Here is a 17,222-nt window from a genome sequence, read left to right as displayed (position 1 = left end):
CGGCCAACCCACGGACGTGGTACGCCACGCGGCTGTCACCTAGTCCTGAAGTCCAAACCTGGACTCGGAGGGGGTTGTACCCATGAAAAAGGCGTTGTTCCTCGGGGCCCTGGCCCTGGGCACGGTAGCGTGTGATCCAGACATCGCGCAGGACCCACCTCCGAACGCGGCGGATGTCGTCGTGGCGGAGTTCGACCCCTCGGCGTCTCCGGCTGTCGTGCCGTCTCCGAATGACCTGGCCATCGCCAAGTTGCCGGATGGCTCGAACATCGTCGCGGCGCCCATCAACCCGAAGGCGCCGGCAGCCGAGCAGGAGTTCACCCGGGACTACCTCAACACGCTCAATGGCTTCCCGACGTCCGCGATCGCCACGACGCTGGTGAAGGACCTGAACCCGGCGACGGTCAACTCGGACACGGTCAAGGTCATCGACCTCTACGAGGGCACGGAGCTGGCGAAGCCCGTCACGGCGACCATCGGCTACCGCCCGGAGACCAACCAGATCACCGTCATCCCGCCGCAGCCGCAGGGCTGGCCCAAGGGTGGCCGCTACGCGGTGGCCATCATCGGTGGCAAGGATGGCGTGAGGACCAACCAGGACAAGCCCATCATCGCCTCGGCCACCTGGTCCTTCGCCAGCTCGCGCGAGCCGCTCGTCACCTGTCCTGGTCAGGACCTGGCGTCCCCGGACTGCCGCCTCAACACGGAGCTGCTGCCGTCCATCAAGACCGACCCGGCCGAGCGCCTGGCGGACCAGCTCAACAGCGCCAAGCGCCTGGAGCAGCTGCGCCTGGGCTACAAGGACGTCCTCAACGCGGTGTCGGCGAAGTTCTCCGTCAACCGCGACGACATCGTCCTGGCGTGGACCTTCTCCATCCTGAACCAGCCGGAAGCGACGTTCGATCCGAGCACCAGCACCATCCCCTTCCCCAACGACCTGCTGCGCACGCCGAAGACGGCCACGGCGGCGGCGCACCTGAACCTGCCCGTGCCCCCCACGGCCGGCACGGTGCAGGACCTCATCAAGGGCCTGAACACGCTGGACGGCTGGTCCACGACGGCGACCATCATCTCCGAGAACAGCGCCACCCGCGGCGTCATCGACAATGACGCCAAGCTGGACATGAACACCGTCCGGCTGGGCAAGGAGCTGCTGTTCGTCAAGCTGACCCCGGGCGGAACCACGCCCAAGGTCAAGGTGTGCCTCAACTGCGCCTCCAGCCGGAAGCGCGATGGCAGCGCCGCGGACCCCGCGCCCCAGCAGCTGCAGATCATCCCCGAGGTTCCGCTCGACCCCGCCACCCAGTACGCGGTCATCCTCCTGCGTGGCGCCAAGGACGAGAAGGGCAACTTCGTCGCCGCCACCGGTCCCCAGGCCCTGATGCGCCTGTCGTCGCCGCTGTTCGTCGACGGCAAGAGCCAGGTCGCCGCGGTGCCGGACGGCACCGCCGCCGCGCTGGAGCCCATCCGCGCGGGCATGAAGCCGCTGTTCGACAGCCTGGCCGCGAACTTCAAGATTGAACGCAAGGACGTGCTGCTCGCGTGGACGTTCACCACGCAGAGCACCCACACCGTGCTGGCCCAGCTCAACCAGGCGCCCACCCCGGTGCCCACCACGCCGCTGTACATGGTGGACCAGACGGCCCAGCTCACCGGCGCCATGGACGCCAACGGCCTGGAGCACCCGCACGTGGGCAAGGCCCTGGTCGGCGCGTTCCTGTCGCCCATCCTGCTGGACGACGTCAACGGCGCGCTCAACCCCCTGCGTCCCACGCGCCTGGACCACATCCCGTTCTGGCTGTTCCTGCCCGCCTCGGCGCCTCCGGCCACCGGCTACAAGGTCGTCGTCTTCGGTCACGGACTGGGCAGCAACCGCACCTCCGTGCTCCCCATCGTCAACAAGCTCAACGAGGCTGGCTACGCGGTGGCCGCCATGGACACCGTGCTCCACGGCGAGCGCACCAGCTGCGCGGGCATCACCGCCGCGTCGGGGCTGGGCTCCATCACCACCCCGGACCAGGCCTGCGCCACCGGCTCCACCTGTGACGTGACGGCCAACAGCCCCACGTACGGCCGCTGCATCTCCGCGTCGCCCAACGCCTGCAACCCGCAGGCGGGTGGCGACCTGGCGTGCCAGGCTGCCGGCCAGGGCGTGTGCAGCGTGACGACGGCCAAGTGCGAGGGCGGCGACTTCCGCCGCGCGTCCGCGTCGTCCCCGCCGCTCGTCTCCAGCTGGAACTTCCTCAACCTCACCAACCTGTTCGCCACGCGCGACAACTTCCGCCACCACGTGGTGGACTTCTCGCAGCTCACCCGCGTGCTGGCCAGCGACGGCCTGCGCACGCAGCTGGGCACCGTCGTCCCGGGCGCCACGCTCAACGCCGCCACGGTGGACTACGTGGGTCAGAGCCTGGGCGGCTTCCAGGGTGCCCTGTCCGCGTCCGTCAACACGCGCGTGCGCCGCACCGTCCTCAACGTCCCGGGCGGTGACCTGGTGGACACCCTCCTGACGTCCGTCAACCCGACGTTCGTCGCTCGCCGCGAGGGCTTCCTGGGCTTCCTGGAGTCCGTGGGCCGCGTCTCCGGCACCCCGGCCTTCGACGAGTTCATCGTCCTGGCTCGCACCATCCTGGACCCCGCCGCTCCTCGCAACTACGGCTGGAAGCTGGAGAACCTGGAGGGTGCTCCCGCCGAGCGCGAGGCGTTCATCCAGTACATCGAGGGTGACGAGGTGATTCCGAACCCCGTGACGCAAGGGCTCATCGCCGCGGCCAACCGCGACAGCACCCGCACGGTGCAGAGCTACATGGCGGAAGTCGACCTGCTGCCCACGCAGACGCGCCACGTGTTCCTGCTCATCTCCGACCCGTCTGACCCGGGCAACCCGTTCCTGAAGTCCGTGCGCGACACGGCTCAGGCCCAGGTCGTCAACTTCTTCAACACGGGCGACGCGGCCACTCCGTAACGGACAGGACTCAGGGGAATGACTCACATGAAGAAGACACTGTCCCTCGTAGCGCTGCTGGCCGCGGGTTCCTCCCAGGCCGCCGGCTTCCAGATCAACACCCAGAGCGCCCGCTCCACGGGCATGGGCAACGCGGCGGCCGCGTGGCTGGACGACTCGTCCGCCATCTACTCGAACGCCGCGAACATCCTGGGTGTGAACAAGCTGGACGTGCAGATTGGCGACACCGGCATCCTCCCCGGCATCAAGTTCACCCCGGTGAACGGAACCGAGCAGGGCCAGAAGACGACGCTGTCGCCTCCTCCGCACCTGTTCGCCGTGTACAAGCCCTTCGACCGCTTCGCGGTCGGCGTGGGCGTGTACACGCCGTTCGGCGCGAACAGCCGCTGGGTGGATGACTTCGTGGGCCGCTTCAAGGCCCAGGAGTCGGCCATGGCCGTCTACAACATCAACCCCACCGCGGCGTACCAGCTCCACGAGCGGTTCCGCGTCGGCGCGGGTCTGAACATCTACCGCGGCACGCTGGAGCTCAAGCGCGCGCTGGGCTTCGTCGAAAGCGAAGGCCAGGTGCACCTGGGCGGCGCGTCGTGGGGCGTGGGCTACAACCTGGGCGTGCAGGCGGTGCTGCTGCCCAAGTGGGTCACCATGGGCCTGCACTACCGCAGCTCCGCGGACCTGACCTTCAAGGGCAACGCGGACTTCCAGAACGTGCCCGCGGAGTTCCAGTCGCGTCTGCCGGACGGTCCGGTGGAAGGTGACGTCACGCTGCCCGCGACGGTGGCGTGGGGTCTGGCTGTCACCCCGTTGGAGAACCTGACGATTGCGTTCGACGCCAACTGGGTGGACTGGTCCTCGTTCCAGGAGCTCGCCATCGAGTTCCCGGAGAACCCGGCCATCAACAACCCGCTGCCCAAGCGCTGGCGCGCCAAGTGGAACTACCACCTGGGTGCCGAGTACGGCGTGACGCCCGCTCTCCAGGTCCGCGCCGGCCTCATCCTGGACCCGGCTCCGGGTCCTGGCGGCACGCTGACCCCGGACCTCCCGGACGCGGACCGCTTCGGCGTCTCCGTGGGCGCGGGTTACCGTTGGAACTCGCTGCGCGCGGACTTCGGCTACCAGTTCGTCAGCCTGGCCGACAACGAGAGCTCCGCGCCGGGCATCTCCGGCACGTACAACGGCTCCGCGCACGTGTTCGGTCTGACGCTCGGCTACTCGATGTAGTCGGCTGACACCTCCGGCCCGCCTCACCGCGAGCCGGAAGTCCCAAACGCCCGGGTCTCCCTCATGGGGGCCCGGGCGTTGTCATTTCCAGGGCACGCACCACGGCCCGGCTCAGACGCGCAAATCCCCGTCGTGCAGCACGCGGCCGGAGGCCAGCACGCGCGCGGAGTTCTGCAGCCGCTCCGTGCCCATGCGCATGAGCAGCCCCTTCATGCCGGGCTGGCTGAGCAGGTGCTTCTCGAAGGCGGCGCGCGGCAGCCGCAACACCACGCCCTTCACATCCGCGCGCACCGTCGCGGACACCGGCTTGTCCAAGAGCAGGGAGATTTCACCAAACACATCCCCCTCTCTCAGCTCCGTGAGCGGCATGCGCCGCCCACCCGGCTGCTCCAGCCACGGCGTGCACCGGCCCCGCAGCAACACGTAGAAGGCATCCCCCGGCTGGCCCTGCGCCAGCAGCACCTCGTCGGGCGCCACCGCGCGCAGCATGAAGTCGTGGGAGAGCGCCGCCTTCTGCTCCGCCGTGAGCCGACTGAGCAGCGGATTGCTGCGCAGCAGGTTGTCCACCAGTCGCCGTCGGTAGAAGTCCTCCAGCACCTCGCCCACGCCCGGGTGACGCACGGCCACCGCCGTCAGGCTCGCGCGCGTCAACTCCAGCAACACGGCGCGCTCGGTGGCCACCACGCTGGCCAGCCTGGGCCCCTCGGACACCAGCGCCAGCTCTCCGAAGAAGTCCCCGGGCACCACCGTGCCCACCACGCCGCGCGCACCGTCCTCCAGCGCGCGCACCACCTCCGCGCGGCCCTCCACCAGCGCGAACATGGACGCGCCCGCCGCGCCCTCCTCCACCACCGCCTGGCCCGGGAAGAAGGCGCGCACCTCCAGCACGCCCACCAGCGCCACGAAGTCCTCGCGGCTCAACCGGGAGAACAGCGGCACGGGGCGCTCCGCGACAACCCCCGGACAATGGGCGAAGCGCTCGGCCAGCGCCCGCGCGCACCGCAGCTTCGCGGCGTCGGACGCACCCAGCCGGGACAGGGCGACACACGCGGCCACCGCGCGCAGGGGCTCCTCCACCTTCGCCCACGCCAGCGCCGCCGTCTCGTGGGCCGCCGCGGCGTCGGCCGTCCGGCCCAGCCACTCCAGCAACTCCGCCACCCGCTGGCGCACGTCCGCGTCGTCAGGGGAGGACTTCAAGAGGCCCTGGTATTCCCCCAGCGCCTCCTCCAGCTTCCCCTGGCTCGCGAGTTCCACGGCCCGCGCCTTCCCCACGCCACGCATGTCCGCCATCCCGCCATCCTACCGCCACCCCGGGTCCTAGGCGCTCAGCGCGCGCACCCGCTCCGCCAGGTTGTGGGTGAACAGCCGGTAGATGCGCAGCGCCGCGGCCTCGTGCGTGGCCAGGTAGTGCTGGAAGTCCGCGCGAGTCACCCTCAGCGCCCGGACGGCCGAGCGTGAGCGCACGTGCGCGGACGTGGGACCATCCAGGATGAGGCTGATTTCCCCCAGCCACGCGCCCGGCCCCAGCGTGTTGAGCCGCCGAGCGTCCAGGCCCGGACCACTGGACACGTCCACCGTGCCCTCCAGCAGCACCAGGAGTCCCGTGCCCCGCGCGCCCTTCTCCAGCACCGTGGTGTCCTCGGGGATGGCCACCTGCTGCGCCATGCGGAACAAGTCCTTCAGGTCCTCCAGCGCCAGCTCGCCGAAGATGGGGATGGCCTTGAGGTACTCGTACCCGTCGGGCGCGGCGCTCGCCCGCTCCGTGACGGGCGCGGACTCGTGGGACGAGGACGTGCCGTCCCCCAGGCCCAGGTGACGCAAGAGGCGCAGGTGCTCCGCCTGGAGCACCTCGTCCGCGCGCGCGTCCGCGGACTCCTGCCGCGCATCCGCCAGCAGCACCAGGGCGCGCCAGGATTCACCCTGCTCGTCGAGCAGCGCGCACATGCGCAGCACCGCCTCGCGCCGTCGAGGATGCTCGGGCGGCACGCCGCGCAGCGCCTCCAGCTCCGCGTGCGCGTAGCCCAGCGCGTGGTACAGCTCCGCGGCCTCCAGCGGACGCTGCAGTCGGGTGAGGCACTGGGCCATGGACTCGCGCGCGTCGAGCGCGCGGTACAGCTCCAGGGCCCGCTCCAGCGCACCCGCGCTCTCGAAGGCCGCCGCCGCGCGCGCCCGCTCTCCCGCGCGCAGCCACGCCTCGGCCGCCAGCATCAACGCGCCCGCCTGCTCGTGCAGCGCCGCGGCCTGCGCGTCCGCGCCCTGGGCTTCCAGGAGACGGGCCGCGCCCGCGAAGTCCCGGGCGCGCCGCAGCACGTCCACCAGGGCCGAGCGCGCCTGGGCAGGCACGTTCCCGGACTCCTCCAGCACCCGCTCACGTTGCACCGGCGACAGGTCCTCGTAGGCCCGCACCGCCACATCCACCGCTGCCTGCATCAGCGCCTCCCACACCGCACGGCCCGGGCCTCCCACGGGCACACTCCATCCCTTGGCGCCCTCGTCCAGAATGAGGTCGGACACCTTCGCGGCCCCCGCCATGTCGTGCTCCCCCCTGCGACTCAGTCTCCCGCGTCCGTAGCAGACCGGCCGCCAGGAGGCGAGCCCCCCGCACCGACGGCGTGGAAGTGGTGGATGCAGGACTCCGCGCATGTGGCGAAGCGCCACACCCGTCCATCCAAAGCCCGCCGCTATATGTCGGCCATCCAGGCGTTATCGTCCGGGATGGGCCGGCCCCCATACCCCCTGGAGCCCGAATCATGACGACTCGCCACATGCGCCGCTGGAGCCTGTTCGTCACCCTGTGGGTCCTGGGTGTCGGAGGGACGGCGCGAGCGCACGCGGGCCTGCCGGAGACCTCCAACGTCACCCTCCGCCGAGGTCACCCGGAGGATTTCTTCCTGGGCGCGACGTTCGGCGCGGTGATTTCGCGCGACAGCGGGAAGACCTTCAGGTGGATATGCCCGACGGCCATGGGCTACGGCGGATGGAGCCCCAACGCCTACCTGTGGCGCGAGGCGGGCGACATCGTGGCGGCTACCGGCAGCGCGCTCTTGCGCTCGCCCGACGGCGGCTGCGTTTGGAACACCCACCCCTACTTCAAGGAGACCTGGGTGGCGGGGCTGGCCGCGCATCCCACCGACGACCGCATCCTCTACGTCGTCACCTCCCGCCACGGCAGGCCCAACGGTGTCTATCGCTCCTACGACGGAGGTGAGACGTGGGCCCCCTCGCCGCTCATGCGCCTGGGCCTGGTGCTCAACGCGGTGCGCGTGTCCCCGGCCAACCCCCAGCGCCTCTACGTGAGCGGCAAGAACGCGGAGAACCAGCTGCTGCTCTTTCGCAGCGATGACGCGGGCGAGACCTGGACCGAGGTGGCCCACCCGCTGCCGGAGCTGATGCTGCCGTATGACCTGCTCGTGGAGACGGCGGACCCCACATCGCCGGACGTGCTGTGGGCGCGCGTGTCCGCCCAGGGCGCCACGTACCTGCTGCGCAGCGACGACGCGGGCCAGACGCTGAACATCGTCTCCACCATCAACGACGTCTTCATCAACATGGAGCTGTCCGCCGACGGGAAGACGGCGTGGGTGGGCACCCTCAACCACTTCTTCCGGGGCCCCTCCACCGGCCCGCTGCAGATGTTGTCGCTGCCCACGGGCAACGCGTGCGTGCTGCGCGACGGGCAGACGCTCTACGGCTGCGGCTCCACCTGGCTGCACGACTGGGCGCTGGCGCGCAGCACCGACGAGGGCGACACCTGGCAGCCCCTGTTCGGCCTCTACGAAATCCAGGGCACGCACCACTGCCCGAAGGGCACTCCCGTGCGAGACTTGTGCCCCAGCCAGTGGCCGCAGCTCGCGGAGCAACTCGGCGCGCCGCTCTACCCGGAAGGGCCCCCCGGGGAGCCCGACGAGGACGCGGGCACTCCCGGGGACGCGGGCACTCCCGAGGATGCCGGCACCCCCGAGGACGCGGGCTCCACTCCCAAACCATTGCCTACCCCCAAGGGCTCGGGCGGATGCGGGGCCATGGGTGGGAACATGGTGCCCGTCCTGCTGTTGCTCTCCACCCTCACCCTGCTGCGCCGTGGTCGGCGGCGCCAGAACTGAACAGGTCCCCTCATGAAGCCCCTTTCGCGAAAGCCGCTCTGGACCTCCTCCCTGGTCGCCCTGCTCTCCCTGACGGCCACGGCCTGTGGCGACGACGGGGAGCCTGAGTCGAAGTGCGGCGAGCCCCTCTACGGCGGTGACGCCACCGACGAGGCGTGGCGCTCCCTCGTCGACGCGAAGGACCAGCCCGCGGACAGCACGGAGGCCGCGCAGCTCGCGCTGCCCACGACGGGCACCACGTACTCCGTCAACGACGCGCCGCCGAAGTGGACGTGGGCCTCGTCCCTGGCCAGCGCGCTGCCCCGGCCCGTGTCCCCCGCGAGCCCCTTCGACACGGCCCGCTCCATGCTCGCGCGCGTCGGCGAGTGGGTGCTGCCCACCGCCCATGCGCACCTGCCGCCCTTCACCGGCGACATCCACTGGGTGCAAGTCACCGTGCCCGGGCGCGAGTGCCCGGTGGAGATGCTCACGTCGAACCTGGAGTGGCAGCTCGACGCCGCGACCTGGGACACGCTCAAGGCGAGCGCGGGACAGGACCTCTCCGTCCAGGTGGTGAGCGCGTACCTGCTCCAGAACCGCATCACCGAGGGCCCCTACCGTCTGGCCCAGCCCGTCACCATCCGCATCCAGGAGGCACCATGAGGCACGCGTGGGTCTGCGCGCTGGGGCTCGCCTTCGCGGCCTGCAGCGACGACTCGAGTCCCTTCGACGGAGTGAAGCCACCCGAAGGCCTCGAGTATGCGCATCCGGAGCCGTGGGTGACGGGCACGGGCGTGCCGCCTCCCGGGCCCGGTGGACGCGTCATCATCACCAACAGCCTGGACGACACGCTGAGCCTGCTGGAGCTGGAGGGCGCGACGACCCCGGGCTGGCGCGAGCTGGCGCGCGTGCCGGTGGGGCTCAACCCGGTGGAGCTGGAAGGGCCGCACCACACCGCCGTGTCGCCGGATGGGAGCCACTACTACGTCGGCATCTCCAACTACGTGCCGGGCGGAGGCTCCGGTCCTCACGGCGCGCACGGCAGCGGCGCGGATGATGGCTACTGCCTGAAGCTGGACGCGCGCGACAACCGGCTGGTGGGCTCGGTGCGCGTGGACCCCAACCCCGGCGACGTCATCGTCAGCAAGGACGGGAACACGCTGTACCAGACGCACTTCGACACGCTGAAAATCGCGGAGGTGGCGCGTCGCGGCGGCATCGAAAAGGAGATGTACGCGCGGCTGGCCATCATCGACGCGAAGACGATGACTCGCAAAGCCATGGTGGACGTGTGCCCCGCGCCGCACGCCATCCGACTGTCCGCCGACGAGCGCACGGCCTACATCGCCTGCTGGTCGGACGAGGTGGCCATCGTCGACCTCTCCGCGCCCACCACGGAGGCCCCTCGCGTGAAGGTGGCCAACAACGCGGGCACCGCCACGGCGCCCCGGCACCAGCCCTACGCGCTGACGATGTCGCCCACCACGGGGGATGTCTTCGTCAGCTCGATGAGCAGCCGCGAGGTGCAGGTGCTCGAGGCGCGTACGCACGCCATGAACGCGGCCCGGACGATTCGCCTCGCGGGCTCGCCGATGTTCGGTGACATCAGCGCGGACGGGGCGACGCTGTACATGCCGTATCAAGGCGTGGAGGCCCTGGCCATCATCGACGCGGCCACGGGCTTCATCCGTCGCGAGGTGGACCTGGCGCCCGCGGGCTGTCTCAACGCACACCAGGCGAAGCTGACCCCGGACGAAAGCCACGCGCTGGTCGTCTGCGAGGGAGACCACGTGCGTCCTGGAACGCTGCACTCGGTGAATCTGGCGCAGGGCACTGTCGTGAACACGGTGCGGGTCGGCATCTTTCCCGACTCGGTGAGCATCCTGCGGGGGCAGCCATGAGCCACACGGCCTGGAAGGTGCTGCCCTTCGTGGCGCTCGTCACCCTCGCGTCGGCATGCGGTGACGATGCGAAGCCGGTGAACGCGGCGGAGTACGGAGAGTTGCTGTTCCGCGACGCGCGCTTCTCGGAGAGCCAGTTCAACGACTTCTCCTGCGCGACGTGCCACGCGACGACACCCACGCCGCTGAACGGGCGGATGGATTCCGGCTACACGCTCTACAACGTGGCCTCGCGCCCCCACTGGTGGGGCGGCTACGAGACGAACCTGCTGGACGCGGTGAACTTCTGCTACGTCAGCTTCATGCGCGGCGTGCAGAAGCTGCCCGAGGACTCTCCGCAGAGCCGCGCGCTGTATGAGTATCTGGTGAGCATCAGCCCGGATGCCCAGGCCCCCGCGCTGCCCTACACGGTGGTGAAGGACATCCAGGAGGTCCCTCGCGGTAGCCTGGAGCGCGGACAGGTGGTGTATCAAGCCGCGTGTCAGGAGTGTCACGGCGCGCTTCACACCGGCGAGGGGCGGCTGACGGAGATGGCCTCCATCCTCCCGGAGGTGACACATGACTACGATGAACTCTTTCCAGGGATTCCTCACTCACTCGTCGTCATCGAGAAGGTGAGACACGGCCAGTTCTTCCACATTGGCGGCAACATGCCCGCGTACAGCCTGGAATCCCTCTCAGACGCGGATATGGGAGCACTGCTCACGTACCTGGGGCTGTAGTGCTGTAGTAAGGAAGCCCGCATGGGTTTCTGGAAGAAGCTTTTCGGTCTGGAGAAGGCGGGCTCGGAGTCATCCGCGAGCCCGCCCGAGACGGTGAGCCCGCGCGAGTACCTGTGGCGCGAGATGGAGGCGGCGCTGAAGGCCGTCCCCACGGTGACGGAAGTGACGCGGCTGCCGGATGACTACGGCCTGCGGTTCTTGAAGAACGGGGAAGCCGTCCAGATGTACCTGGACAACCTCTTCGCGGAGACGCGCGAGGTGTCTCCCGACGAGCGCGCCCAGCAAATCGGCCGCTTCCTGTCGGCCTTCGCCGGGGAGAGCAGGGACAAGCTCTCGTGGAAGGAGGCGCGGAAGAGGCTGCTGCCCGTGGTGCGCTCGGCGACGTTCGGCCTGATGGCGCCACCGGGAGAGTCCCGCCCGCGCCCCATGGTGGAGCGCCGCACCATCCCCTTCCTGCGAGAGCTGCTGGTGTTGGACCTGCCCGACGCCACCATGTACGTGCAGCACGACCACCTGAAGGAGTGGGGCGTCTCCGAGGCGAAGGCCTTCAAGGCGGCCTTCGCCAACCTGGACCGCATCCACGCGTCCGGAGTGGAGCTCCAAGAAGAGAATCCGAGCCCGCTGTGGTCCGTGGACTCCAATGACACCTATGAGGCCTCTCGCCTGCTGCACCCGGGCTTCCTCGCGTCCTTCACCCCCCGCGTGAATGGCCGCCCCATCGCCATCATCCCCACGCGCTCCACGCTCGTCATCGCGGGTGACGGGGACCCGGCCCTGCTCAAGCGACTGTGCACGCTCGCCGAGCGCGAGCACGAAGCCAGCACTCGCGGCATCTCCCCCGCGCTCTACACCGTGGACGACGCCGGGCACGTGGTGCCCTACCGGCTCGCCGGCAACGACGAGTTCGCGCAGTTGGTGCGCCGGGGCCACCTGCGCCTCGCGATGGGCGAATACGCCACCCAGAAGCAGTTGCTGGAGGCCCAGCACGCGGCGGAAGACGTGGACGTGTTCGTCGCCAGCTTCGGCGTCCTGGTCCGCGAGCAGGACAACCGGCCCATCAGCTGGTCCAGTTGGAGCAAGGACGTGGACACGCTGCTGCCGGTGACGGACGTGGTGGCCATCCAGGCGGGCGAGGAGGACTTCTTCATGGTCGCCTACCCCGACGTGGAGCGGATCGCCTCCAGATACCTCTCGTTCATGCCGGAGCTGTGGCCGCCGCGCTACCGCACCATCGCGTGGCCTTCGAACGCGGTACTCAACGAACTGCGCGCCGCCCAGGTGGACCTGGCGGCGTACGCGGACGACTGAGGCCCTTTCGCGCGACGTCAGCCGACCGAACGCCTCCGCGTCCGCCGGGGGCCGTGCTCCCGAGGAGATGATGATGCTCGCCTGCGTGGATGTGGACTACCGCGATGACGTCACCGTGGCCGCGTGCGTCGTGTTTCGCGACTGGGCCGATGCCTCGGAGGCCGCGCACCACGTGGACCGGGGCCCTCCCGCGGCGGCCTATGAGCCCGGCCAGTTCTACCGCCGCGAGCTGCCTCATCTGCTGCGCGTGCTCGCCCTGGTGCCGGAGCCGCTGGAGGCCATCGTCGTCGACGGCTACGTCTGGCTGGGACAGGACAAGCCGGGCCTGGGCGCGCACCTGTACGAGGCACTCGGCCGCGCGGTGCCCGTCATCGGCGTGGCCAAGACGTCCTTCCACTCCAGCGACGTCGCCCTGCCCGTGCTGCGCGGCCAGAGCCAGCGGCCCCTCTTCGTCAGCGCCGTGGGCCTGGGCTCCCCCACCGCCGCCGAGTTCGTCCAGCGCATGCACGGCCCCTCCCGGCTGCCCACCCTGCTGGGCCGCGTGGACCGGCTGTGCCGCGAGTCGTGAGCCCGCTTCACCCCTGACACGCGCGTCGCGCTTACGCGCCATCCAGACCGCCTTGCGGGGGCTGCTTCCCTCGGAGGAAGGAGCCCACACCCCTGGTATGCGCCTTGCTCTGGGACTGGACCCCATGCGTCCACCCCGCCTTCAACGACATCACCTCGTCACGGGCCTGCTGCTCGTCCTCGTCGTCTCGGCCTGCCCTCCGGAGCGCCGGGACCTCACCCGCGAGGAAGTCGCCTCCATCACCTTCACGCGGCTGGAGCGCTTCGAGTCGGAGCAGACGTTCGACAACCACGTGAAGCAGCTCGAGGCGATTCGAAACAGCCTGTCGACGGGCGGCGGCCCTGTCGTCGGCTGTGGCGGCACAGGCTCCGACATGGAGCCCCCCACGCAGACGCCCGGGTCGGGGGAGCCCTCCATCACCAACAACCAGGAGGCCGGCGTCGACGAGGGAGACATCGTCAAGGCCGTGGGTGACTGGTTCGTGGTGCTGCGCCGGGGCCGGCTCTTCACCGTGCGACAGACGGAGGGTGCGCTGGAGGCGGTGGGTCAGGTGGACGCCCATGCGCCGGGATTCACCTTCGGCACCTGGTATGACGAGATGCTCGTGTATGGCCGTCGCGTCATCGTCGTGGGCTACAGCTCCACGCTGAGCGCCACGGAGATTGGCCTGTTTCGCCTGGATGACGCCGGAGTGCTCACCCACGAGGGCACGCACTTCCTGAACGCCGGCGACTACTACTCCAGCCGCAACTACGCGAGCCGGCTGGTGGGCGGCACCCTCGTCTTCTACATGCCGTACCCCCTGGCGTGGTGGGGCAGCGAACGGATGATGATGCCGTCCGTGCAGAGCTGGATGAGAGACAACGACAGGACGCCCTGGCGACCCATGCTCTCGCGGAGCGACGTCTTCAAGCCCGTGCAGACGACGCTGTGGCCCATTCTGCACATGGTGGTGCGCTGTGACCTGGACGCGCGGGACTTCACCTGCACGGGCAACGCGCTGATGGGGCCGCCGGCGCGGACCTTCTACGTGTCGCGCGACGCGGTGTATCTCTGGGTCAACCCGGGCTACGAGTCGTGGACGGTGGAGGGCGAGACGCGCGACGCGAAGACACCTCGGGACTCCGTGGTGTACCGGCTGCCATTGGACGGAGGCGAGCCCGGAGCCCTGCGCGCGCGCGGCGGCCCGGTGGACCAGTTCTCCTTCCGGCAGAACGAGGATGGACACCTGGATGCGCTGCTCGTGGCCACGGGCAAGGGCGATTCGATGTGGGGCCCCGAGCTGACCCCGGGCGACGGCCGCTTCGCGCTGCTGCGCGCGCCGCTGGACGCGTTCTCCCCGGAGCTGACCAGCCTTCGCCCCGAGGACTTCACCACGCTCCCCGGCCCCCAGGAGGGCACGCTCCAGAATCGCTTCGTGGGCAACCACGTGCTGTGGGGCTCGGGCGAGGCGTACGACGACAGCGCCACTCCGGGCGAGCGCGCGGTCTGGGTGACGGACGTGCGCGCGCCCTGGGATGTCCATCGCTTGTCCCTGGGCCACACGGTGACGCGCCTGGAGCCGCTGGGCGAGGGCAGCGCGCTGGTGGTGGGTGAGAACACGCTGGGCCTGCGACTCACCACCGTGGCGCTCGGGGAAGGCGGGCCCGAGCTGAAAGGCACGCTGCTGCGCCCCGGCGCCGAGCAGGGCGAGTCTCGCAGCCATGGCTTCTTCTTCAAGCCGGACGGCTCGGGGGGCGGGGTGATGGGGCTCCCGCTGCGGTTCCAGGGTGGGGCCTGGAGTTCGCTGCGCTACGGCTCCGCGGAGGTGTCCTTCGTGCGGGTGGACCCGGAGTTGGAGCTGACGACGCTGGGCTCGCTGGGCGCTTCGGTGGAGACGGGCGACGACGCGTGCACGAAGTCGTGCACGGACTGGTACGGCAATGCGCGCCCCATCTTCTACCGGGAGCGCATCTTCGCGTTGATGGGCTACGAGCTGGTGGAGGCCCACCTCACCGAGCGCGCCGTGGAGGAGTCCTTCCGCGTGAGCTACCTGCAACCGGGCCGCTGAGCCCGGCTGCCTGGGGTGGAGGGAGGCACCGCGCGGGACGACTCGGGCGCGGTGCCCACCGGAGCGTGACTCCGAAGCGCTTCCCCTGGGGCGGGACCTGCGAGACAACGCGGGCCATGCACCGCCGTCACTTCCTGCGATTCTCCGCCCTGGGGGGCAGCACGCTCGCCCTGGGGAGCCTCGGCTTCTGGCGCAACGTGTACGCCGCGCCAGCCACACCGAGCGTCGGCGCGGGCCCCTACGGGCCGCTGGCGGACAGCCCGGATGCCCAGGGGCTTCGGCTGCCGCGCGGCTTCACTTCGCGCGTCATCGCTCGCAGCGGTGACGTGGTGCCGGGCACGGATTACGCGTGGCACATGGCCCCGGATGGGGGCGCCTGCTTCGCCCAGCCGGACGGCGGTTGGATTTATGCGTGCAACAGCGAGACGACACCGGATGGCGGTGTGTCCTCGGTGCGCTTCGACGCGAAGGGCAACGTCACGGGCGCCTGGCGCATCCTCTCCGGCACCCACGTCAACTGCGCGGGAGGCCCCACGCCCTGGGGGACCTGGCTGTCCTGCGAGGAACACCCGAGGGGGCTCGTCTGGGAGTGTGAGCCTTCACGACCGGGACAGGGCGTCGCGCGGCCCGCGTTGGGGGCGTTCACGCACGAGGCGGTGGCGGTGGACCCGATTGGCCGGCGGCTGTACCTCACGGAGGACACGCCCACGGGGCGGCTCTACCGCTTCACTTCGGCGAAGTGGCCCTCGCTCGAGGAGGGCACGTTGGAGGCGGCTCGCGTGATGGGAGACCCTCGCACGGGAGTGAAGGTGCAGTGGGTGCCCGTGTCGCCCCAGGCTCCGGCAGCGATGCAGGCGGCGGGGAGGGAGACCACCGCGTTCCCGGGTGGTGAGGGCTGCTGGTACGACGGCGGCGTGGTGTACTTCACCACGAAGCACGACAACCGCGTGTGGGCGCTCACGCCGCTGACGGGCCGGCTGGAGGTGCTGTACGACGCGGCCACGTATCCGAGCGCGCCCCTGCGCGGCGTGGACAACGTCACCGTCTCGCGGGCGCGGGAGTTGTTCATCTGCGAGGACGGGGATGACTTGCAGATGTGCCTGCTCACGCCGGACCGGAAGGTGACGCCGTTCCTCCAGGTGATGGGGCACGCGGGTTCGGAGCTCGCGGGCGCGGCGTTCAGCCCGGATGGCAAGCGGCTCTACTTCAGCTCCCAGCGCGGCTCGGACAGGCGCGGGGTGACGTACGAAGTGAAGGGCCCCTTCCGCGCCCGTGGCTAGGGGACCGTGGCAGCAAGCCCCCAAGACGGCTCGTCAGACGTGATCGGACAGCCCTCCTTCAGAGCCCGCGTGTCGGATGGTGACCGGGCGGACGAGCGTTCCTCTGGAAACCGCCCCCTCTGGAGGCATACCTTCCGGTAGCGATGGGAGTTCCCCCCTCACAGCTCGGGCTGTTCGACACGGTGCGGACCGAACGGCCCGCGTCGACGCCCCAGCCCGGCCGCGCGCAGGAGCCAGCCTCCACCGCGCGCTCAGGTCGCGAGGAGCAACGGCGCGCGGCGGCACTTCCCGTTCGCGACGAGCCCGCTCCCGCGCCTCGCTTCGCCGAGGATGTCGAGGCGACCACCGCCCCGCTCTTCTCCGAGCACGACGAGCCCACCCCCGAGCGCCGCCTGCCCGAGCGTGAAGAAGCGCTGCTCCAGGCCGCGAGCCTCGCGCGCCGCCTGGCCGTGGAGCTGGGCGCGCCGGTCCACCTTCGACTCACCGACAACCGCGCCACGCTGGTCAGCTTCCGCCGCGTCGCCCAGGGCCTGCGGCTGCGCGTGCACCACCTCTTCCTCGAAGCCCCCGACGACGTGGTGCGCGCCATCGCCCGCTATGCCATCCGGTCCGACGCGAGCGCCGGTGAACTGCTGGAAGCCTACGCCCGCGAACGCCAGGGACTCGTGCGCCGCGAGCGTCGGCCCGGAAAGGCCCTGCGCACCCGGGGCCGCTGCTACGACCTGCGCGCCGTGCAGTCACGCCTCAACGCGGACTGGTTCGACGGCCGCGTGCGCGTGGACATCGGCTGGGCGCGACGCCCCTCCAAGGGTCGCCGGCGCACCATCCACCTGGGCGGCTACGACGCACGGCTGCGGGAAATCCGCATCCACCCCGCCCTGGACCGCCCCCACGTCCCCGCCTTCGTCGTGGACTACCTCGTCTTCCATTCGATGCTGCACGCCGACCTCCACGAAGAGGGCGGCTCCAGCCTCGACGCCGAGGGACGCTGCACCCCAGGCCACTCGCCCGCATTCCTCCAGCGAGAAGACACCTTCCCGCTGCGAGACACCGCCCAACGCTGGCTGCAGGACAACCACACCTCCCTGCTGCGCGGCTGAGCGTCGACACGTCTCCACACGCCCG

Annotated in this window: 13 protein-coding genes; 11 read left to right on the top strand and 2 right to left on the bottom strand. The window is 70.2% G+C overall.

Annotated elements, in window-relative coordinates:
* Positions 1-82 precede the first annotated feature (82 nt).
* Both FJV41_RS00760 and FJV41_RS00755 read left to right on the top strand, forming a co-directional pair.
* Positions 83-2,965, top strand: a complete 2,883-nt coding sequence (locus tag FJV41_RS00760) for a hypothetical protein (RefSeq protein ID WP_141640426.1) — start codon at positions 83-85, stop codon at positions 2,963-2,965.
* A gap of 27 nt (positions 2,966-2,992) precedes the next feature.
* Positions 2,993-4,186, top strand: a complete 1,194-nt coding sequence (locus FJV41_RS00755) for an OmpP1/FadL family transporter (RefSeq protein ID WP_141640425.1) — start codon at positions 2,993-2,995, stop codon at positions 4,184-4,186.
* Positions 4,187-4,297: 111 nt separating this feature from the next.
* Here the strand turns inward: FJV41_RS00755 and FJV41_RS00750 are convergent, their stop codons facing one another.
* Positions 4,298-5,476, bottom strand: a complete 1,179-nt coding sequence (locus FJV41_RS00750) for a cyclic nucleotide-binding domain-containing protein (protein WP_141640424.1) — start codon at positions 5,474-5,476, stop codon at positions 4,298-4,300.
* A 27-nt stretch (positions 5,477-5,503) separates the two neighbouring features.
* Positions 5,504-6,718, bottom strand: a complete 1,215-nt coding sequence (locus FJV41_RS00745) for a cyclic nucleotide-binding domain-containing protein (RefSeq protein WP_141640423.1) — start codon at positions 6,716-6,718, stop codon at positions 5,504-5,506.
* A 218-nt stretch (positions 6,719-6,936) separates the two neighbouring features.
* Here FJV41_RS00745 and FJV41_RS00740 point away from each other — a divergent pair, with 218 nt between their 5' ends.
* The 9 genes from FJV41_RS00740 (at position 6,937) to FJV41_RS00700 (ending at position 17,197) form a co-directional block, all read left to right on the top strand.
* Positions 6,937-8,289 (top strand): WD40/YVTN/BNR-like repeat-containing protein, encoded by a 1,353-nt coding sequence (locus FJV41_RS00740; protein ID WP_141640422.1) that lies wholly within the window; start codon positions 6,937-6,939, stop codon positions 8,287-8,289.
* A 12-nt stretch (positions 8,290-8,301) separates the two neighbouring features.
* Entirely contained in the window at positions 8,302-8,931 is a 630-nt protein-coding gene (locus FJV41_RS00735; RefSeq protein WP_141640421.1) for a hypothetical protein, read from the top strand.
* Positions 8,928-10,169, top strand: coding sequence for a YncE family protein (locus tag FJV41_RS00730; RefSeq protein WP_141640420.1), 1,242 nt, complete (start codon positions 8,928-8,930; stop codon positions 10,167-10,169). Before FJV41_RS00735 ends, FJV41_RS00730 begins: the two co-directional genes overlap by 4 nt.
* Positions 10,166-10,891: a c-type cytochrome gene (locus FJV41_RS00725; protein WP_141640419.1), complete on the top strand. Its 726-nt coding sequence runs from the start codon at positions 10,166-10,168 to the stop codon at positions 10,889-10,891. The genes FJV41_RS00730 and FJV41_RS00725 overlap by 4 nt, the downstream gene beginning before the upstream one ends.
* 21 nt (positions 10,892-10,912) lie before the next feature.
* Complete coding sequence (locus FJV41_RS00720) at positions 10,913-12,199, top strand: DUF1444 family protein (protein WP_141640418.1); 1,287 nt, start codon at positions 10,913-10,915, stop codon at positions 12,197-12,199.
* 67 nt (positions 12,200-12,266) lie between these two features.
* Positions 12,267-12,767 carry an endonuclease V gene (locus FJV41_RS00715; RefSeq protein WP_246136919.1) on the top strand — a complete coding sequence of 167 codons (501 nt, stop codon included), beginning with the start codon at positions 12,267-12,269 and terminating at the stop codon, positions 12,765-12,767.
* Between the two features lie 124 nt (positions 12,768-12,891).
* The gene (locus FJV41_RS00710; protein WP_181790302.1) at positions 12,892-14,817 is read left to right on the top strand and encodes a beta-propeller domain-containing protein; all 1,926 of its coding nucleotides are present in this window, start codon (positions 12,892-12,894) and stop codon (positions 14,815-14,817) included.
* Between the two features lie 116 nt (positions 14,818-14,933).
* The gene (locus FJV41_RS00705) at positions 14,934-16,097 is read left to right on the top strand and encodes an alkaline phosphatase PhoX (RefSeq protein WP_141640416.1); all 1,164 of its coding nucleotides are present in this window, start codon (positions 14,934-14,936) and stop codon (positions 16,095-16,097) included.
* Positions 16,098-16,240: 143 nt separating this feature from the next.
* Positions 16,241-17,197 carry a hypothetical protein gene (locus FJV41_RS00700; protein ID WP_141640415.1) on the top strand — a complete coding sequence of 319 codons (957 nt, stop codon included), beginning with the start codon at positions 16,241-16,243 and terminating at the stop codon, positions 17,195-17,197.
* Positions 17,198-17,222: the final 25 nt, after the last annotated feature.

This window comes from Myxococcus llanfairpwllgwyngyllgogerychwyrndrobwllllantysiliogogogochensis (assembly GCF_006636215.1).
Taxonomy (GTDB): Bacteria; Myxococcota; Myxococcia; order Myxococcales; family Myxococcaceae; genus Myxococcus; species Myxococcus llanfairpwllgwyngyllgogerychwyrndrobwllllantysiliogogogochensis.
This window is presented reverse-complemented; position numbering and strand designations above follow the sequence as displayed.